This window comes from Niabella ginsenosidivorans, assembly GCF_001654455.1.
In the GTDB taxonomy this organism is placed as follows: Bacteria; Bacteroidota; Bacteroidia; order Chitinophagales; family Chitinophagaceae; genus Niabella; species Niabella ginsenosidivorans.
The window spans coordinates 912918-933642 of sequence record NZ_CP015772.1 but is presented as its reverse complement, the minus strand read 5'-3'; the positions used below and the strand labels follow the sequence as shown (position 1 = coordinate 933642).

Here is a 20725-nt window from a genome sequence, read left to right as displayed (position 1 = left end):
TTTTTCACTTTTATTTGTGGCCCGGGCCGATATTACTTTTTAATCAGTCCTACCTATTGCGAAGCTACCGGTTTCGCCAGGCCAATCTTTTCTTTCTTCCTTTTATTGTACTTCAATACCGGACACCACCAGTCCTTTTAGATTCTTTACTGTTAAACGCACCGTATAATGGCCCGCATTGATCATTGTACGGGTATTTACTGTTGACAATGACCATTTACCCGTTGGGGTAAATTTAAGCGGAATGTTTTGTTCCACCATCCTGTTGCCTCCTGCATCCGTTACTGTGAGCACTAAGGTTCTGTCTTCCTGTAACGGATAAAAATATTTCAAAGTGATATTATAGATATCCGCAACGCCCGCTGATACCGGCCACTCTATTGAAGTGGCTGCATTTGTTTGTACCACCAGGCGGGGAGCGCCGGATATTGTTTCCATTGTGATCCCTGTACCTGCAATAGCCCCATCTGCTTTATAACCTGTAACCGGCTTCAGGTCAAAAGCAGGCTGCATGTTTGATGACGGAGTGATCATTACCAAACAGGAACCGGCCTGTTTTAAAGAATAAACAGCTCCTGCCGGCACTCTTTTTTTGAAAACAACATATTTTCTGCCTCCCGCCTCATCCGTTATTATAAACAGGTTTGTTGGTTCATATTCCTTTGTATAGTAAAGAGCGGGCGCATCGGGTGGTATTGCAAGATAAATATCCGAAGCCTGCTGTACCCTGAATGAGATGTCTTTTGTTTTTTTACGGCTGACCCGGAGCCAGTCGGCGGTAAAAAGCTCCGGAGGCAGCCGGCTGATCCGGATAGTTTCCCCTTCAAAAGGCCGGTTACCGATATCCAGCCAGGATTGCAGTTCCACGCCCTGTGCATTCAGCACTGTAACATTCTCAAATGCATTTGCTGCTTTAACGCGCGTATCCTTTGTGGCAATGGCAATAGCCGCAATCAGCGCCTGTCCTGCTTTTGACCCGGGAAAGGAGATCACCAGCCGGCCGCCTTTAACGGTTACCGGTATTGTTTTTTTCAGTGCGGTATTGGTTCCTGCTTCCTTCCAGATATCCAGGTCGTTTAAAACCATCGTATCATTAAATGCCACATTCAGCAAGCGCATGCCCGACGCATCCGACCCGCCCCCAACGCCCAGCCAGGGTTCTGCAAAATACAGCTCTGCGATATAGTTGCCGTCCGGCAACGGGAACGTATATTTCAGCTCATTCTTGCCATAGCGGAAATCCTGGAACAGCGGCCAGTCCCTTGTTCCTTTAACGGGTGAAAAGGTTCGCTGCTGGCTTGCAAAAAAAGAGGGCATTCCCGTAAACCGGTCCGCCCAGGAAGAAGAGCCCCAATAAGGTATCCCAGATCTGAGCTTTGAGGTTTGAGACGGCTCAAAATGTGGCAGCGGTCTGTCCGCCTGCCAGGTGTTCCCGTTCTGATCCCTGTAATCCGGGCCTCCGCAGTTCACCCGGTAAACATATGTATAGCCTTTACGCGGAGCAGTACTATTCCGGGCGTCAGCATACAATTTTTCAAAATGCGGCGCCTGCGGTAAATGATATAACAGGATGGTATCCCGCGCAACAACTTTCCCATTCACATAACCCACTGCATATAAAATATTGTACCGGATGTTTACATGATCCCATTGAAAATGATAGCCCCGGCCGTTGTTCTTTTTCCGGCCCAGGGAAGCAGCTTCCATATCATTGAACAGCTCCACCTCATCGCAATTGGAGTAGACCACTACAGCATCCTTAATGCCCGGCGTCATCCACCGGTTGGGCCATGTATGCGAAGCAATATACACCATCGGGTCTGTTTGTTTTGAGGCGTAATTGGAGCGATACATATAATATACGTCCGTTGGCTCTTCCCAGGAGGTCAGCATTCCTTTATAATTTACAGGCCCGATACGATCGATCGCCCTGAAGCCCTCGCCTCCCTGCACCCTGCCGGGGTTGTCATGAGAATTCAGCAACCATAAAAAATGACCGGCGCTGCTATCCTTTGCAGCCTCACCCAGACGCAGTTTTTTTTCCATTAAAGCCACCATATTATCTTCTGTGTATAAGAAGGAGCGGACGCTGTCTGCTTCATGCAGGCCAAGGGTACGCCATGCGCCATACTCACCTATCAATACCTGCTTTTTCAGATCCCGGTCATAGGTATCCGGATTTCCTCCATATGTGCCCGTCCAGTTCTGGGGCACATCCCAATCCGTTCCTTTACCACCATTGCAGGTGGTTACTAACCGCTGAACGGAGGCCGTAGGATCCAGGCTCCGGATCAGTGCCGTACATTCTTTTGCAAAATCCTCCGGCAACTTGCTCTCGTTCTGCAAACCCCATAAAATAACGGCGGGATCATTCCTGCGCTCCAGCACCCATTCTCTTAAAGAGGCTTTGAACTGTTTCCGGAACTCCGGGGTATCATACCAGATATGCGCCGACAACTGCGGCCACCACAGAATTCCCTTTTGGTCAAACAAGGTACCATATAACAAATTGTGGGGCTGATGCGCATCGCGGAACGCGTTGAAACCCGCGGCCTGCAGCCATTTTACCCGGGCAATGATCTCTTCATTGGAAAAAGCATGGCTTTGCCCCAGCTGATGCTCATACTCTGCGATCCCGTTGATAAAAACAGGTGTATCATTTAAAAAAAACCGGTGGGTGGCCGTATTCCAGTGAAGGGTTCTGAATCCAAAATCAGTTCTTACCTTATCTACTTCCACCGCACCTGTTTTTATGATCGTTTCAATGGTGTATAAATACGGATGCTCCGGCGACCATAATTCAGGGTGGTCGATCGTCAGTTTGGGCAGGGCTACGGTAACAGAATCCAGCTGCTGTAACCGGACTGTCTGCCGGCTTTCTGCAACCACCTGCTGCTTTTTATTTTTTAACCGTGCAATTAACTGAACAACTGCAGCGCTTTCACGGTCATTTTTAATGGTTGCATTAACGAATAATTCCGACCGGTTCTTTTTTATAGCGGACCAGGCATGTACCCCAAAGGGAGCGATGCGGATATTGCCGGTAACGATCAACCGAACAGGACGGAAAATTCCCAGCGGCTGCGATCCTTCAGAAAAGCCCCGCTCATCACTGCATCCGCCGCAAACCCAGGCCAGATCTTTAATTCCGGCGGGATGCTCCGCCAGCACCGCCAGGTCGTTTACGCCTTCTTTCTTTACAGCATCCGTTATATCCAGTGTAAACGTGGTACGCCCTCCTGCATGGGCACCCACTTTTATTCCATTTACCCATACCGTAGCATAGGAGCCCACACCCTCAAAAAAAAGCAGGTATCTTTTTCCCTGTTGTTTGCTGATGCTGAACTTTTTTTTATACCAGGCATTACCATGAAAATTGCCATGCAGTAACCGCCTGTACCCATAGTAATCATCCCAGTTATGCGGAGCCGTTACCTTTTTCCAGCCCGCTGTATTGTAACCCGCCTGTTCAAATCCTTTGTATTCCTGCAACAGGGAATCTGTGGCTACCGTAAGCCATCCCTCATTTAAAGAAAGGGTATCTCTTTCAAAATACCACTGCGCCGCCAGTTGAGTGCCTGTTAAAAAACTGAAACAGGTCACCAGCATTAAATAGATCCATCTCCTGTCAATTCCTGTTCTCATTGATCTGTTTAAAGTCCCCGCTTATTGTATAGCTTTTCCCTTTCTTAAACGCAAATGGCAATACCGTATTATTGTATCGGAGCTGAGCGGTTCCATCTGCAATTGCCTGTATCTCCAGTTTTTTCAGTTGTTTATTGGCCCATTCTATATTTAAGATCAATCCGCCGCGGGCACGGATGCCATGAATAGCACCACCGGGCAATGCATCCGGCAACGCCGGTAAAATATCAATGAACGCGGTATGGGACTGTACCAGCAGCTCACCAATGCCCGCAGCGCCGCCAAAGTTCCCATCGATCTGGAACGGCGGATGCGCATCAAATAAATTGGGATAACTGCCGGCACTTCTTCCCGCGGGCGTCAGCAGCATCCGGATGAGCTGAAATGCATGGTTCCCTTCTTTAAAACGGGCCCACAGGTTTATTTTCCAGCCCAGGCTCCAGCCGGTGGCTGCATCACCCCGGTAGATCAGCGATTGCCTTGCCGCTTTCATCAGCTCCGGTGTGGTTTCCCAGTTAATTTCATTGCCCGGGTAAACAGCCCACAGATGGGATACATGGCGGTGCTTATTGGTGGTATCATCCACATCCTGCATCCACTCCTGCAACTGCCCGTAACGGCCTATTTTGTTTGGGCCGATCTGCTGGTACTGTTCCTGCAGGGTTTTACGGAACGCGGCATCCACCTTTAAAATACCAGCCGCATCAATAACCGATCTGAAAAGGTTCCGGATGATCTGGTGATCCATTGTTGGCCCTGCTACCAGTCCGCCCTGCTCCGGGGAGTTGGAAGGTGCACTGATCAGATAACCTGTAGCCGGGTCTTTTACCAGGAAATGATTAAAGAATAATGCGGCCTCCTTCATAATGGGATAAGCCGTATCCCTTAAAAAATTCCTGTCTTTTGTAAACAGGTAGCGCTCCCATAAATGCGCACAGAACCAGGCGCCGCCGGTTACCCAGATCCCGTGATTGGAGGCGTTAATCGGTGCCGTGCCCCGCCACAGGTCGGTATTATGGTGCAGCACCCAGCCCGGTGCATGATAATACTCCCGGGCCGTTTCTTTACCCGTTTCGGATACCTCCCACACCATCTTAAAAAATGCATTATGCAAGGGTGATAACCCCAATAATTCAGCGGGCCAGTAATTCATTTCTGCATTAATGTTGGTGGTGTATTTGCTGCCCCAGGGAGGTGACAGCAGGTCATTCCAGATGCCCTGCAGATTGGCAGGGTACGCATCGGGCCTTGAGCTGCTGATGAGCAGGTATCGCCCGTATTGCAGGTACAAGGCTACAAATGCGGGATCATCAGCCGTTCTGAACCGTTCCAGCCGCTGATCCGTCGGCAATGCTTCATCAGCAGCCGGTACGCCTTTTTTATTGTAAAAATTTACAGACAGTGTATTAAAATAACGCTGGTACTCTTTCCGGTGCCTTTCCAGGATGGATGCAAAGGAGCGCGGCCCTGCTTTCTGCAACACTGTTTTACAAAGCGCTGACGGATTACCGGATACATCCTTATAATTTTTAAAGTTGGTAGCTGCGGCAATGAGCACTGTAGCCGCGTCTGCATTACGGACCACCAGCCGGTTATCCTTTATTTGAACAGTGCCCCTGCTTACACGCACCTGTACCAGGCTCTCTCCTTTTAAAGCGCCATCTTTTACCTTTACTTTCAGCGCCACCGTATTCCCGCTGACCGGCATCACTACAAAATTCCGGTGCGGACTGCTCAGCGTTGTTTCAAAGCTGATCATTCCCGGTTGATCAGCTGTAAAATGAACCGCAAGCACCTGGTCCGGCTGGCTGGCAATATAGGTACGTTTATACGCAACACCATTATAGCTATAGGAAGTAGTTAGTACCGCATTTTCAAGATCCAGGCTCCTGCGGTAGTCCGTTACTTTTGTTTCATTTACATTCCAATGAAAAAATACATCACCAAAAGGCTGATAGCTTGCCTGGTATTCACCGGTGGCCGGCACTTCATCGGTTTGTACAAAATAGTTCCACTGTCCGTTTAAAGATTGCTGTTCCTGCTCACTGCCTCCAACAGGATAAATACCGATCTGCTTTGCCGGATCTTTGTACCCCAGTATGCCGCCTTTACCGGTAAAGTTCAAAACCAGTATTGCAAGGGTGTTTTGCCCGGGTTTTAACAGCTTTGCCGGAAGGGTATAGTTGCGGGGGGCATCCCCGCTGTTGCCGGAACCGATCCATGTTCCGTTGAGGTAAGTGTAATCCATATCCGCAATCTTATTGATGTTCAAAACCAGGTCTCTCCCCGTCCATCCTGCGGGCAGGTTAAAGGTCTTCCGGAACCACACAGCGCCGTCCAGCTCTTCCAGTCCTTCTTTTTCCCAGCCATCATAACCGGGCACCTGCATTTTTTTCCAGGACCGGTCGTTATAGCCCGGTTGCGCCGGGTTCTCTTTCAGTTTTAAAATTGCTTTTTGTTGTTCGATCCACTCCTCCCGGTTGCCCTCCCGTGATTTTAGCCCCATAAACTCCCGCCCCGCAAGTTCTTCCGCCTCTTTTTGTTTTCCTGCAAACAACAGTCCCCTGATGGAATCCAGGTATCTGTAAGCGCCCTTTTTATTATAATCCCTCGGGTAGCCCGTCCACAGGGTTTGCTCATTGAACTGTATGCGGTCTGTCTGTGCCCCGCCAAACACCATGGCGCCAAGCCTGCCATTACCGATAGGCAGCGCTTCTACCCATTCCTTTGCGGGTTGTTTGTACCAAAGCCTTAAGTCCTGCGCACCTGACGGCGCCGCTAAAGCGATCAAAAATACAGCGATCAGGACCGGGTTACTATTTTTCATTGTGTCTATTGTTCAGTATTTCAGAAATCTGTCCCTTTTATTTTAAAAAGCACCGGCAGCGTATGCGCTTCATTAATTGTAAGTGAAAGAGCTGAAGAGTTCATTTGTTTGAAGAACTATTTTGAATACGCTACGCTTCGCTGTTAATGACAAGTGTTATAGTATTTCGTCACCCTGACCGTATTCCGCTGAAAGCGGAAGAAGCGGAAGGGTCTCTTGATTATTAAGACCCACCGATTATCCAGAGATGCTTCGGCTGCGTTACACTCCGCTCAGCATGACGACTCTTTATTTACTTGTCATTTCAATAAACTTAATTTTCCCCTTTTATGTTTGGCTCAAGGTAACGCCGGTTTTTTTGTCATTTTAAAGAACTTATCAGCAATACCCTCACCATGATATTTGTTCGTCGAATTCACCTATCATTTTAAAGAGCCGTGCAGTTGCCGTTTCCCAACAGCAACATCTATTCAAACAACCAGTCTACCTGTTTTTTATTACCACTCTCATACAGGCCTGCATCATAAACGGGAACCGGTGCACCCCCCTCCACAAATCCCAGGATCAGAACCGCGCCTTTTTCCAGTTTCAGGGTATTAACTCCTGCCTTGAAGTCATAAGTGTGCACATTCACCTGCGGCATGCCGGGCAGCACCAGCGCATTGGCTATTTTAGTATCTGCCTGCCCGTAATCATTTGCCAGTGCGTTTGTTTCCAGTTCAGGAGCTTTCAGGTAAATGGTATCCCTTGTAAATGCAGCTTTCTGTGGCTGAAAAAAGCCTACCAGCACTTTTACAGGTTTCTTATTGGTAAAGGTAATGCTGGTAGGGCTGGTGAGCTGATCTTTCCACAAAAGTTTTATCCCCCGGATGCCCGCCAGCTCAGGTGCACAGGCACGTATAGCTAATGAAGTATCCTTATACACCCTGTTCAGACTGTCAATCGTAAACCATTCATAACTGCCCTGCAGCTTTACCTCCGTATTCTTTAAAGGAGCTGTTTTTACTGTTCCGGCAGTTGCCGTGTTCTTTAAAGAATCCAGCTTTTTTACAAAGTGATCGTACTCCTGCTGCATGGGCTGTAATACTTCTGCCCAGGTTTTGAATGTTCCGTTAACACCGCGCAAAGGAATTTTACGTTGCTGTGTCTGCATACTGTTGGCATACAGGTAAGTGCTTTTTGTTAGTGTTACCAATTGCTGATACCAGTCCAGGCTTTGCTTTAACAACGGCAATGCCTGCTCCAGGTCTTCTATATTATCGGAATATTTATAACGCAACACCTGCAAGGCAGCTTCTGCCTTAGCCGCATAATGATAAGCCAGCGCCCGGTAGCAAGCCGCATCATTTTTAACCCGGTCAAACTCTGCCCTGTTTTTTGTAAGAGATGCATCAAGCCCTTTCAGCGCTGCCACCGCGTCATCTCCATGCTTCCGTACCTCCTTTGCTATCTGCACCGGTGTTTCTCCTTTATGCGGCTGATGGTGCCATTCCTTATCAGCATATTCAATCAGCATCTCTCCTTCAGGGCTTTCCCCTTCATACAACAGTGTAAATAATCCATACCGGTAAGGGTTGATCAGCTGGGTCATCAGCATACCAAGCGTTAATGTTTGCCGGTTGCCATCTGTAATGCCAAAGCGCCTTAGCAGCTTGGGCGCGATCTGCCCCATTGCTTCATAAGACTGCAAAATCAATTTGCCTTTTTCCTTATCAAGCCCGAACTGGTTGCCCATCAGGCGGCTCCAGTAAACGGTTTCCTCCTCCCGGTCCCGTTCCGACCTCCATGCATAACGGCTCCAGGCTTTGTACCAGATCCAGTCCCGTTCTATCTGCAGCAACCGTTTTCCTCCCTGAACGCTGTCCGCCGTATACGGCCAGTCCCAGTAAGAAGCTTCGGGGTACAGGTGCAGCCCATACGCGCCCAGCACCTCGTTCATTCCAATAACGCTTTGTTGTATAAAATCAGGAGCGCTATATCTGAACGGTTCCAGGTTGGCCAGGATATGCACATTGGCAATATGTACGCTGCCCAAGTGGCTCAGGGTCTGGTGCAGTTTTGCCCATTCTCCCCTGGGCCTTGGGTCCGTTAATGCTTCCCCATTGAATTTTGCTTCCGTATATAAATTCTTATACAGGGGCAGCGCCGCTTTCATTACAGAAGGAGCATCCGTATCATGCGCCCGCAATACGATGGGCGGTTCTTTCCGGATACCTGCGGCCTTCATCCCATCCTGCACACCGGGTATGATGGTTTTGGTAAACCACTCAATATCATCATTGCCTACCCCCTCCATAGCCTCGCCCAGGCAAACCATCAGGCCCACGTTCGGGTATTTTTCTACAAAGGCAGCTATCGATTTTCGCGTATAATCTGCAATCACCGGAATGATCGGCCGCTCCCGTTCCTGAGTCTTTAAATGATTTTTTTCTGCAAAAGGTTTGGATACAATAATATTGTAAAACATCTGTATCACCCATATACCCCGCTTGTCTGCTTCAGTGGTAAGGAACCGGTACATTTCCTCGTTTAATTTAAAGGTGGCATCATCCACTTCAACAGCATACGGATACTCCTTTAGTTTTACCAGCGAGGCAAACGGGTGGCCGTTCCACAAATACAAAGAGTTCATCCGGTTGTGCGCCATGGAATCCAGCACCTGTATCCACAATTTTTTATTATAGAACCAGGGAAAGGTTTGCGGTGTATACGGGTATTCATATACATTCCGCCCCGGCAGGTAGTAGGGCTTTTGCAGGCCGATGCACTGACCACGCAAAACCATTTCCGGCGCATCGGAAAAAACAAGCGCCTGCGGAACAATGCCGGCTTCCTTAATGCGGTCTGCCAGCTCAAAACAACCATACAGAGTTCCGGTGGCATCACCCCCGGTAATGGTTATATATTTCTTTTTAGCATTAATGACAAAGCTTTCCTTTTTCAGATGCGCACTGTCCGGCGAGGTGGCAATTAAGATCAGCTGCTCTTTTTGCGGTTGCTCTTTATACGGGATAACATCCACAGGATAGCCCAGCTTCATCAGCGCTTGTTGCAGGTAATGTGCTCCAAACTGCACCCTGGGCGATGCGTCCCTTGCTATGCCCAGCACAATCTTTTCCTTTGCACCGGCTCTTACTGTAACAGTAAACAACACCAATAGAACAACAACAAATAAACGCATCCTGATCGTACAATTTATATTAATAAGGGGCACAATTAGTACCTGTTATTTTTATGTGCCCGGCTGTAGTGCTACTTATGGATACCGGTTGCGTCGCACACTTCAACCGTAGTATTACTATGGGCATAAATAAGAAGCATATACTAACCGTGTCAGGTCAAACATCAATAACATTATAGTAATACAGGAGCAACCCCTCCCTGCTGGCTGCTGATATAGGCAGCCTCCACGCACTTCATTGTTTCAAAAGCATCATCAATACTATTCTCCGGTTTGTTGACCAGACCTTCTTTTACATTTATCATTTGCTGCATGGTACCGATAAACGCATGCGGGAACCAGGTACCCCCAATGTGTTTGGATCTCCAGTCAGCACATTTGCCATTTTCAACCAATACATACTCAAAGGTATCCGGCACGCCCTCAGGATAGTTGATCAGCGCGCCCAGGCTCATTTTTATAGCGCCTTTTGTTCCTTCTATTTTTATAGATGCTTCCTGGTGCTTATACCCAAAGTCATGATGGTGATTGGTATGAATAGTGGCCCGCAGCAGATCGCCATAATCCATTATAATGGTACTTTTTACCGAAGCCAGCTCAGGCGCGTCCGGATGCCGGAACGTTTTTGCATACACCGTATCCGGATTGCCCAGAAAAGAACGGACCAGGTCAATATAATGCACGCTGTGATAATTGATCTCCATCCTTGGTTTTCCAAAAAGAAAGGACCAGAGGTTCCAGGGAGTGTGCACATTTACATAGACCTCAAGATCAGTAAGCGCGCCGATCATCCCTTCTTTTATCATCCGCTTTGCTTCCAGCACACCGGGCGCAAACCGCAATTGAAAATTAACGCCTGCATTTAATCGTTTTGCATGCGCAAGCTCCAGCAGTCCTCTTGCTTCCTCAATGCGCTCCCCAAGCGGCTTCTGGATCAGCACAGTTGCCTTATCGGGCAATTGTTGTAAGACCGCCGCTGTTTCCGAAGCGGGCAATGCGCAATCATAGATCACGGAATCGTTCTGGTCAGCGACCATCGATTGCACTGATTCATATACATGGGGTATATTGAATTGCATGGCCAGGTCTTCTGCCTTTTGCCGGTCAAGATCTAAAATACCCTTTACAGCAAACCCCGCAAGCCTGTAGGCAGGCAGGTGAGCGGCTTTTACAATGCCACCGGCTCCAATAATGCAAATACCTGTATCCCTGGTGCTCATGATCCGGTACCTCCCAGATAATTACCATACGTTAATATAATGACCGCCAGCAACAATACCAGCAGCGCGCTTACCAGGGTCGCTTTTGCCTTTCCGGTGGTGCCCTTCCATTCTTTTAATACCAGCCCCACAACCGAGCTAAAGAACACCAGCAGGATCATATGTATAGCCCAGCTGGAAAATTCATATCGCCCTAATTGTACATGCCCCAATCCGTAAAAAAAGAACTGGCCATACCAGAACAGGCCGGTCAGCACCGCCATCAGGTAGTTAACCGGCAAAGCCCCTTTTACCCCTGGCCGGGCATACTGCCTCCAGGTGCTGTTTTTATTATGCAGGTAGAACATATACAGCAATGTAGTAAGGAAGGCACCGGAGTTTGAAAATAAATAAACAACATTTACCTGGAAATTGCCCGCCCCATAACCGGCCGCAATATCAGATATCGGTTTACCGGCATTGATCGCAAAGCCATAAAATGCGGAAAGAATGCCCGATAAGATGCAAAGCGGCAATCCTTTTTTTAATGAAAAACTATTCTGCTTTCCGCCGACTGTTTTTTCCTTGAACCAGCCGGCCCCACCACAACAGGCAATGCCCAGCGCTCCCAGAAATACGCCGGCAATAATCCAGCCACCTCCACGCCCGCTGATGACATCAGTAATGGTTCCCTGCACAATGGGTGGCAACAGCGTTCCCAGAATGCAGGAAAGCCCTACAGAAATGGCATAGGTTAATGAAAAGCCGATGTATCGGATTGCAATACCAAAAGCGGTACCGCCTATTCCATACGCCATCCCCAGTAAGAAGGAGTTACGCATTGCCGAAGCAGGAGCCTCTTTCAGCACGGTCGCCAGCGAGGGTATGGTGATCATTGCTACAATAACCGGCAGCAGCAGCCAGCATACCGCCGCCTGCGCCAGCCAATAGGTTTGCCAGGACCATCCCCTTATTTTTTTTTCGGGCGTATAACAGAGCGCTGCCGATGAAGCGCCCACCCCGTGAAAGAATATACCATTGAATAACTGCATGCTAATCTATCTCCAGATCATAAAATTTAAGCGCATTACCGGAATACACTTTTTCAAGCTGCTCCCCTTCCAGTAATGCTGCCAGCACCTCTTTATAAATACGCCATGTGTTTACATAATCTGCTGCCAGTAAGGATACCGGCCAATCGCCCCCGCAAAAACAACGCTCCGGGGTGAATTGGCTGATCACAAAGTCTATATAAGGTTTCAGCCGCTCTGCATTAAAATTTTCCGCACCGGCAACAGTGCCCAGTCCGGATATTTTTGCATACATATTTTTATTCTTTGCCATTTCCTGCAGAAACGCTCCCCAGCGGCCGAATTGCTTATTCCTGTCAATGGGAGGCGCATTCAGGTGATCCAGCACCATACGCAGGTCCGGCACCCGTTCCGCTACCTTTAGTACCGTTTCCATATGCTCCGGCAATACGCCTACCACATCATAGGGAATCTGATGAGCGGCAAGTATTTTCAAACTCTCTATTACCGAGGGTTGCAGCAACCATTGCGGATCTTTTTCATCGTGGATGAGATGGCGTGCCCCAACAAAATAATCCTCCTTCAGTAGCCGTTGCTCCAGCAATGTTATCGTACGCGCTGTATCTGCCAGCGGCAGCCAGCTTACCACGCCTTTGATCCAGCCGGTGTGCTTTGCCACTTCCAGCATATGAAAAGAATCTTCCATCTGCACATCTGCCTGCACAAAAATACCGGCATCTATACCCGCTTCTTTCCTTGCAGCTTCCAGCTCCTCAATGGCATAAGTGCGCTTTAACAGCTCCGGCGCTCCCTGCAGCCAGGCATAAGATGATTTTCCCGTATCCCAGATATGTATATGCGTATCAATGATCATGTTGTTCTTTTTAGCTTCTTATTCTTCTGACCAGTGCACCGTTTTTGTATGCATTTATCAACAATCAAACGCAGGTATTGATCCTGAATATAATGGCCTAAGATACTACAGCCTCCTGTTTCTGCCATTGATTTAATCCAAATTCTTTGTCAATGGCAGCCGTATGCTCACCCAGCAATGGCGCTGCTATTGTGCTTGTAAGCATTAAGCCGTCTACCTTAAACGGGCATCTTGTGGTAGTGATACGGGTGCCCCTGCTGTTCTTCACCACCATTTCCATATCCAGTTCCGTGTAAGCAGGCTGTTTTCTCAGCTGCCCGTAGCTGAGCACTTCAGCGCACCATACATCAGCCGGTTCCAGCACCTGCAGCCATTCGGCTGTTGAGCGTTTTTGTAAATGCCGGGCAAGAAGGCTTTTGATCTCATCGCGCCTTGCAAACCATTCGTCCCTGTCAACATACTTTGTTAACGCTTCGCATCCGGTCAACCGGCCCAGCTGAACAATGTCGGTCATCGCCAGGGCCAGCCAGGCATCTGCGGTCTGGTAGATACCGTACGGTGCGCCTACATAGGGATGGCCGCCATTTACGCTACTGCGCTGCGGTAGTTCATTACCATCGTTATAAAAGCAGGTGAGCACCTCAAACTGAAGATCAAGCGCGCTTTCCAGCATGCTGACCTTTACATCTCCTCCCTCACCTGACAAGGTTCGCTGATAAAGTAATGATAAAATGCCCTGCGACAGATGAATGCCGGATAAGATATCAATTACGGAAACACCCATCGGGATGGGATTTTCACCGGCTTTGCCATTCAACTGAGTGATCCCGGTCAGGGATTGCAGCAGCAGGTCCTGCCCCGGAAGCTGCTTCCACGGCCCTTCTTCCCCAAAGCCGCTGATGCTGCCGTAAACTACTGAAGGGTTCATTGCCTTCACTTCCTCATAACCGAGCCCCAGCCGTTCCATTACGCCCGGGCGAAAATTATGGATCACTACATCCGCATGTTTCAGCAGGCCTTTTATTTTAGCCATATCCTCCGCGTTCTTCAGGTCGGCACTATAACTTTCCTTATTCCGGTTAATGGCCTGGAATATGGAAGACGCACCGTCAATGACCACATCAGATACATACAGCTCTCTGCAGATATCTCCTGTGCCGGGCTTTTCTACCTTAATGACCCTGGCTCCCATATCAGCAAGTGTGAGCGAAGCCGAGGGCCCCGACAGGAACTGGCTGAAATCAATTACCAATATATCTTCCAAAAGATGCATTTCAATCCGCTATTAATTGTTTTATGATGGCCTCCCGCTGTGCGCCTAATGCCGGGGCTGCTTTTGACGAAACCAGCTTTTTCCCGTTCAGCACTATCGGGCACCTTGTTGTAATAACTGTTCCGTGCTCAGTGCCCAGGGATTGTTCCATCTGTAATACTTTATACCCACCGGCATTGGTAAGATCCTTCCAGTTATAAATTTCAGCAGCCCATAAACCCTGCTGCCGTAAACGGTTCATCCAGTAAGCAGTTGTGCACTTTTTTAATTTTTCGGCGATCAGTGATTTTATTTCATCCCTTTTCTGAAACACCTCCTCCCGGCTATAGGTTTTTAATGCGGCGCTATCCAGCGCCGCAGCCAGCTGGTGAAGATCCATCATCGCCAGAGACAGGTAATAATCAGCCGTTTTATAAATGCCATAGGGCGCGCCCAGTAAGGGGTTCCCATTATTGACCCTGCTGCGGCGGATACCTTCCGTCTTTTGAAAAAGCGTGGTGAATAATTCAAACTGTATCCCGATGGCGGATTCCAGCAAGCTCAGCTCAATATAAGCGCCGATCCCTTTTTTCTGCCTGCGGACCAATGCACCCAGAACAGCCTGTACCAAATGATTGCCGCAAATACTGTCCACTACAGACAGCCCGAACGGAACAGGCGCGTCACCGCCATTTCCTGTTGTATAGGCCAGGCCCGACAGGGATTGTACCAGCAGATCCTGCCCGGGCCGCTGTGCCCAGGGGCCCCTGCGGCCAAAACCGGTGATCTCTGCATAGATTATTTTTTCATTGATCGCTTTTACGTCTTTATAAGCCAGGCCCAGCTTTTCAATAACACCCGGCCGGAAATTATGGATCACCACATCCGCTTTACGCATCAGCTTTTTTACCAGCTCAAGATCTTCTTTATTCTTTAAATCGGCTGTAAAGCTTTCCTTGTTGCGGTTGATCGCGTGAAAGTTCAGCGAATCATTTCCTACCCACAGGTTCTTTACCGGCAGCTGCCTGCAGGGATCGCCCCCTTTCGGCCGCTCGATCTTTATAACACGTGCGCCTAGGTCTGCCAGCCGTAAACCGGCCGAAGGCCCGGACAGGTACTGGCTGAATTCCAGCACAATTAATCCGTTTAATGGTAATCGGTTCATAGGAGGGTTGCCTGTTTTTGTAAACTTTCCGCATACAGTGCATTGAGTTTCCGTAGCACTGCCTGCGGTGACTGTATATTTCCTTTTAAAAATTCCTGTATATAAAAACCCGCTGCATCCTGAAAATGCAGGTAACCATGATACCGCGGCCGAAGGTAGGCCTGCTCCAGCGCCGCTCCTGTGCTCTTAAAAAAATCCCGGCATACCTGGTTGTTGCATGCATCCGCATAACCAAACGTATAGCCCGGCTGGCCGCCATTTAAAATATATTCTGATGCCTGCCACCGCGGAGCGCAAACAAACTGTACAAAATCAACAGCAACAGATTTATGAGCACTTTGCGCTGCAACGGCAATACCTGTTCCGCCCAGGGTGGTCCTTAACGGAGCCCCGTTAAATGTAACAAGGCCTGTATACGTCAGCCTATGGCGGCTGTAATTCCTTCTTGAATAGTTGGCATACCCGTATGCAAAAGGGCAATACCAGTAATCATCTGTGCTGCTCATGACCTCTGCAACTGCAATGGGGTTCCTGCTGAAAAAACTCCGGTCCAGGACTGAATAAAATGCTTTCATGGAATCCAGCGCAGCTGTACCTGTAGCATCGGAAATCACTTTTTCATTACCGAATGGTTCCCCGCCCCGCGCTATACAGAAGGTATAAAAATTCATGAGCAGGTCAATAGGAATAGCGGGTGCCGCTACCCTGCCCTTCTTTGCAAGGGCCAGTACTTCCCCCCAGGTTTGTGGTACTGGTACATTATGGGCCTCCAGCAGATCTGCGCGCATACTGGCTACCGGGGTAGCGGCATCAATAGCCAGCGCCCACTGCTGCCCGTTGTAAGCATAGCTCTGGTGCGAAGCGCCTGCACTGTTTGCTTCCAGCGTTGCCAGCAATTCTTTGGGAAGGTATTCATTCAACGGCAATACACAACCCGTTACAGAAGCGCTGCCCACCCAGGGATGATCAATGATCAGAAGATCGTATTCCTCCGAAAGTTGTTCAATAGAATAATCGGCAAATGCCTGCAGGCTGCGTTTGCTCCAGCAGATCTCCACATTGGGGTGCAGTTCGCTGAAACGCTGTGCGGCAGCCTGTAAAGGCACCATACCGCGGGTATGATCCCATGTAATTCCTTTAAGCAGGATCGGCTCCATGTTGCTCTTTTTTCTGTACCAATAATAAATGCTCACAAACCATTACCAGCTGCTGCTGCTGGTTATACACTTCCACCAGTTCCGAAACAATACCATAGCCTGGCCGTTTATGATCTCGCTTACTCTTTATGGTTACCGTGGCTGTAATGGTATCATTTATAAATACCGGTGCGGGAAAGCGCAGCCGCTCATAACCATAGGTCATGGCGGCTTCATTGATCACGCCGGCCGTCAGCCCCACGCCCACGCTGAAAATAAGTGTTCCGTGCGCAATGCGTTTTTTAAAGGGCTGTGCTTTACACCATTCTGCATCCATGTGATGGGGATAAAAGTCGCCGGTCTGCCCCGCGTGCAACACAATATCTGCTTCGGTAATGGTTCTGCCGGTAGTTACGCGCCGGTCATCCACTATAAAATCCTCATAATATATTTTCACAGCCATATGACAGCATTTAAAACGGGGCCAACGGGGTTCAGGGATCCGTTAGCCGGGAAATCGAAAATAGAAGGAATCCCTTTGCCGGAAAATGTTAGGATTCACTATAGTAATGGAATATTTTACTGTACGCTCTTGGTTTCCGGTTCAGGGCTTAAAAAGCAGAGAGAGAAGCGCTGATCCGGTAATGCCGCTATCGTGTGAACACATTGCTGAAAATAGTTCTGATAACAACGGGCATTGGGTTTCAGCTTCGTCAGAAGCATTTCCTCCTGTCATTGGTCGCGCCTGTGCAGTCACATTTTTAATATTGCGGCGCTACGCGCCTTTGGAGCTGAGGTTGTTTACTGCTACAAGTATCTGGCTGCTCTGCAGCTATACTTTCCACATAGCGTATGGTAATAAGCGGCTATCGATTTTATTAAAATATCCACCAGCACAAGTGGTTTGAGCGAACCTGCCTGTCTGTTAGCTACGCTGTACACACAACTTTTTCTCTTATTGCCAGGTTCATGCAGTAATTTTGATTGTGAGTTGTCTATCCGAACTTTCGGATGAGTTGCAGAGTTATTCAGACAATGACAGCCTTCAACTCATCTATGCTCTTTTCAACCTTTTGTCAATCGCCACAAAAGGTTGGCAAAAAGGCCTGGCCATCCGCTTGCCGGCGGACCGCCTTTTGTGCACATGAAGATGCTAATCGAAAAGCAATTCCAAAATGCTAATGAAAGTGCAGGCCATAGCTTACGCTGCCAGGTTGTTGTACAGTGATTACTGTGCTGCTTTTTTACAGGAATGGCCTGTTAAAAGATAAACATCCGTTGTGTAAAAAAGAGGCACTGCGAAGTCGGCTGGATACAGTAGTTGCAGTTGCGTTCCGAAATTGAAAAACAAGAAAAAAGCAAAATATAGCAATCAGCGCCCTTTACACCTGTTAGCAAAAGATATGTATACCGGGTAGCTGTCCGTTAGGCAGGCCGGCAATGACCGGGAAGAGAAAATAATTTTAATACCGGTTCGTTATAAAGGTGCAGCGCGCCGGTACTACTTATAGATCCATCCAGGACGATCACAGAGCCGCAGCGCGGCGTGATATAAATTTGCAATTTCCAGGTTATCTCCGGCAGACTGCTGCCTGTAACATTTTTTGAAGAAACTATTTGTGCCCACAAGAGTAATGCCGGAAATCTGCTCTCTTAAAATAATTCCCGGATAAACGAATGCAGGCAGATCGTTAAGTACTATCGGCCGGCCTGAAGTTTCTGACAGCAGGCATAACACATACAGCCTATTATTTAACGGTCATATATACCTTTTCAATGCCACGAATGCGCTAATCTCGCTTTGCTGGATATATCTATCCAATTCGTGTTATCCTTTTGTTTGAATATGCAGAAAACCCACTTAATGCCTGCAAGCATTTAAAAAATGCTTGTAATAATAAGCTGTTATCAATTTTATTGAAATGAGCATCAAGTAGTTTGTGCGGACACAAACTACGGTGGCAGCATCAGTACCGGAAAGAATAGCGCATGCTCCGTATCGCTGCGTTATTATAATTTTTTGAAACGGATCTGCCCGCATCACCTGCTCAGCAAATATTCCTTAAACGCCGCAAAATCCGGCTGCATTGCCACGGCTTTTTTGGGTTGCTGCATTAATGTGCTTACTACTTCGGGAATTGCAATATCCGTTCCCGTAGCCTGTTTTACCGCATCCGGGAACTTTACCGGGTGGGCTGTTTCAAGAATGAATCCCTTTGAATGCGGATGTTGTACCTGGTAATTTTCCAGGGCATGAAACGCTACGGCCCCGTGCGGATCCAGCAGGTAACCCGTTCTTTCAAATACATCTTTTATAGTGGCAAGGGTTTCGGCGTCTGAAACGCTTTCGGCAGACAGGTGCTCTTTTAATTGTGCCAGCTGCCGGTCAAATAACTGCAGGATGCGCACAAAATTGCTGGGATCGCCCACATCCATTGCATTAGACAGGGTGGCCACGGCTTTCCTGGGCTGCCAGTGTGCTGTTTGCAGAAACTCCGGTACAATATCATTGGCATTACAGGCCGCAATAAAAGGGCCCAACGGCAAACCGGTGGCTTTGGCTAACAGACCGGCGCAGATGTTTCCAAAATTTCCGCTGGGCACCGTAACCACAGGAGGGTTCGTTTTATCGCTCCACTGTTTGTAGGCAAAGAAATAATAGAACTGCTGTGGCAGCCAGCGCGCCACGTTAATGGAGTTGGCGGAGGTGAGCAAATGCTTTGCATTGATCAGCTCATCCATAAAGGCCAGCTTTACCATACTTTGGCAATCATCAAAGCTGCCCTCCACTTCCAGCGCGGTAATATTTTTTCCCAGGGCCGTTAACTGCTGTTCCTGTACCGGGCTTACCCGCCCTTTGGGATAAAGAATGATCACCTCTACTCCTTCTACACCATAGAACCCGCTGGCAACGGCCCCGCCCGTATCACCGGAGGTGGCCACCAAAACAGTTACCTTCTTTTTCTCGTCTTTTAAAAAATACCCCAGGCAGCGGCTCATAAAGCGCGCGCCTACATCCTTAAATGCCAGTGTGGGGCCGTGGAAGAGCTCCAGCGATGCGATGCTCTCTGTAACCGGCACTAAAGGAAACGGAAAATTCACTGTTTCTGAAACGATCCGGAAAAGCACCTCATCCGGTAGGGTGCCTCCTACATAGGGTTGAATCACCCGGAACACGATCTCTGCTTCCGGCAGGGATTCTATATTTTGGACGAGAGTGGCATCTACCTGCGGTAAATACTCCGGAAAATACAATCCCTTATCCGGAGCCTGCCCGCGAATGGCAGCTTCTTTAAAATTTACGTTGGGTGATTGATGATTGAGGCTATAATAATTCATGCTGAGTTGAGATTTCAGATTTGAGAATTGAGATTTCAGCTGAGAACCTGATAACTGAGAACTGAAATCTGATAACTAATAACTGATCATTTGATGCCGAATACGGGATATTCCCCACTCACTACTCGCCACTTCCTACTCCCGATTCCCCATCCACCTGCACTCCCTCTTTACTGATCGTTGTTACATATACATAATTCTCTATGCCTATTTCCCGGTAAACCGCATTCATAATAGCGCCTACTTCCCGGGCAATGGTTTCCGTTTCGCTCAGCATAAAAACAGAGGGACCGGATCCGGAAATGCCTCCGCCCAGTGCGCCCGCTTCTTTAGACCTTGTTTTTACCTCATCAAAACCCGGGATCAGAATGCTCCTGACGGGCTCAATGATCACATCTTCCAGTGAACGTCCTATCAGTTGCTTGTCATTACGCATAAATCCTGCCACCAGCCCCGCAATATTGCCCCATTGTTTGATGGCATCTTTCAGATACACCTGCTGTTTGAGGATCTGCCTGGCGTCAGAAGTACGCACTTCGATCTGCGGATGCACAACGGTTACGTATAAATCGGGCGTGGCCAGCGGAACAATATCAATGGGATGGATAGAGCGGATCAATGTAATACCGCCCAGGATGCAGGGGGTAATATTATCGGCATGCTTTACACCGGTGGCCAGCTTTTCCCCGATCATTGCCAGCTGGATCAGCTCGTCCGTTGAAAAACGATTGCCCAGCAGTTTATTGGCACCTACTGCCGCACCTGCCGCGCTGGCCGCGCTGGAACCCAGGCCGCTGCCGGGTTTTATGTGCTTCTCAATTGTTACCTCAAACCCAACATTGCCGCCCGCTTTTTCAATAGCGGCTAACAGCACCACGCCTGCCACATTTTGCTCAGGGTCTGTTGGCAGGTCAAATGCATCCCGGTTATGGATCACCACTTTCGGCTCGTCCAGTAGCCGGAACTCCATAATATCGCAGGGCTCATTTAAGGCAAGCCCCAGTATGTCAAACCCGCATACCAGATTGGCAACGGTTCCCGGCGCTTTTATTTTTACAGTTTCCATTTTTTAAAAA

12 protein-coding genes are annotated in these 20725 nt (G+C 48.5%); all 12 read right to left on the bottom strand.

From position 1 onward, the window contains the following. Positions 1-102: 102 nt before the first annotated feature. Complete coding sequence (locus A8C56_RS03985) at positions 103-3645, bottom strand: malectin domain-containing carbohydrate-binding protein (RefSeq protein WP_067752367.1); 3543 nt, start codon at positions 3643-3645, stop codon at positions 103-105. Continuing rightward, positions 3629-6472 carry a glycoside hydrolase family 95 protein gene (locus tag A8C56_RS03980; RefSeq protein WP_067752364.1) on the bottom strand — a complete coding sequence of 948 codons (2844 nt, stop codon included), beginning with the start codon at positions 6470-6472 and terminating at the stop codon, positions 3629-3631. The genes A8C56_RS03985 and A8C56_RS03980 overlap by 17 nt, the downstream gene beginning before the upstream one ends. 466 nt (positions 6473-6938) lie before the next feature. Next, complete coding sequence (locus tag A8C56_RS03975) at positions 6939-9653, bottom strand: alpha-d-galacturonidase (RefSeq protein WP_067752361.1); 2715 nt, start codon at positions 9651-9653, stop codon at positions 6939-6941. A 173-nt stretch (positions 9654-9826) separates the two neighbouring features. Further along, a complete protein-coding gene (locus A8C56_RS03970) occupies positions 9827-10873 on the bottom strand; it encodes a Gfo/Idh/MocA family protein (protein ID WP_067752358.1) in 1047 nt (348 codons plus the stop codon). Continuing rightward, complete coding sequence (locus A8C56_RS03965; protein WP_067752355.1) at positions 10870-11904, bottom strand: L-rhamnose/proton symporter RhaT; 1035 nt, start codon at positions 11902-11904, stop codon at positions 10870-10872. Before A8C56_RS03965 ends, A8C56_RS03970 begins: the two co-directional genes overlap by 4 nt. A 1-nt stretch (position 11905) precedes the next feature. Next, the gene (locus tag A8C56_RS03960) at positions 11906-12757 is read right to left on the bottom strand and encodes an amidohydrolase family protein (protein ID WP_067752352.1); all 852 of its coding nucleotides are present in this window, start codon (positions 12755-12757) and stop codon (positions 11906-11908) included. 97 nt (positions 12758-12854) lie between these two features. Beyond that, a complete protein-coding gene (locus A8C56_RS03955; protein WP_067752349.1) occupies positions 12855-14030 on the bottom strand; it encodes a CaiB/BaiF CoA transferase family protein in 1176 nt (391 codons plus the stop codon). A gap of 1 nt (position 14031) precedes the next feature. Then, positions 14032-15174 carry a CaiB/BaiF CoA transferase family protein gene (locus A8C56_RS03950; protein ID WP_067752346.1) on the bottom strand — a complete coding sequence of 381 codons (1143 nt, stop codon included), beginning with the start codon at positions 15172-15174 and terminating at the stop codon, positions 14032-14034. Further along, complete coding sequence (locus A8C56_RS03945) at positions 15171-16331, bottom strand: extracellular solute-binding protein (protein ID WP_067752342.1); 1161 nt, start codon at positions 16329-16331, stop codon at positions 15171-15173. The genes A8C56_RS03950 and A8C56_RS03945 overlap by 4 nt, the downstream gene beginning before the upstream one ends. Continuing rightward, entirely contained in the window at positions 16312-16773 is a 462-nt protein-coding gene (locus A8C56_RS03940) for a MaoC family dehydratase (protein ID WP_067752338.1), read from the bottom strand. The genes A8C56_RS03945 and A8C56_RS03940 overlap by 20 nt, the downstream gene beginning before the upstream one ends. 1577 nt (positions 16774-18350) lie before the next feature. Beyond that, positions 18351-19649 carry a threonine synthase gene (gene thrC, locus A8C56_RS03925; RefSeq protein ID WP_067752329.1) on the bottom strand — a complete coding sequence of 433 codons (1299 nt, stop codon included), beginning with the start codon at positions 19647-19649 and terminating at the stop codon, positions 18351-18353. A gap of 121 nt (positions 19650-19770) precedes the next feature. Continuing rightward, entirely contained in the window at positions 19771-20715 is a 945-nt protein-coding gene (locus A8C56_RS03920; RefSeq protein WP_067752327.1) for a homoserine kinase, read from the bottom strand. Positions 20716-20725 lie beyond the last annotated feature (10 nt).

Bases quoted from the DNA above. Each gene is read 5' to 3' on its own strand.
- A8C56_RS03985 (WP_067752367.1), bottom strand. From the start codon at position 3,645: ATGAGAACAGGAATTGACAGGAGATGGATCTATTTAATGCTGGTGACC.
- A8C56_RS03980 (WP_067752364.1), bottom strand. From the start codon at position 6,472: ATGAAAAATAGTAACCCGGTCCTGATCGCTGTATTTTTGATCGCTTTA.
- A8C56_RS03975 (WP_067752361.1), bottom strand. From the start codon at position 9,653: ATGCGTTTATTTGTTGTTGTTCTATTGGTGTTGTTTACTGTTACAGTA.
- A8C56_RS03970 (WP_067752358.1), bottom strand. From the start codon at position 10,873: ATGAGCACCAGGGATACAGGTATTTGCATTATTGGAGCCGGTGGCATT.
- A8C56_RS03965 (WP_067752355.1), bottom strand. From the start codon at position 11,904: ATGCAGTTATTCAATGGTATATTCTTTCACGGGGTGGGCGCTTCATCG.
- A8C56_RS03960 (WP_067752352.1), bottom strand. From the start codon at position 12,757: ATGATCATTGATACGCATATACATATCTGGGATACGGGAAAATCATCT.
- A8C56_RS03955 (WP_067752349.1), bottom strand. From the start codon at position 14,030: ATGCATCTTTTGGAAGATATATTGGTAATTGATTTCAGCCAGTTCCTG.
- A8C56_RS03950 (WP_067752346.1), bottom strand. From the start codon at position 15,174: ATGAACCGATTACCATTAAACGGATTAATTGTGCTGGAATTCAGCCAG.
- A8C56_RS03945 (WP_067752342.1), bottom strand. From the start codon at position 16,331: ATGGAGCCGATCCTGCTTAAAGGAATTACATGGGATCATACCCGCGGT.
- A8C56_RS03940 (WP_067752338.1), bottom strand. From the start codon at position 16,773: ATGGCTGTGAAAATATATTATGAGGATTTTATAGTGGATGACCGGCGC.
- thrC (WP_067752329.1), bottom strand. From the start codon at position 19,649: ATGAATTATTATAGCCTCAATCATCAATCACCCAACGTAAATTTTAAA.
- A8C56_RS03920 (WP_067752327.1), bottom strand. From the start codon at position 20,715: ATGGAAACTGTAAAAATAAAAGCGCCGGGAACCGTTGCCAATCTGGTA.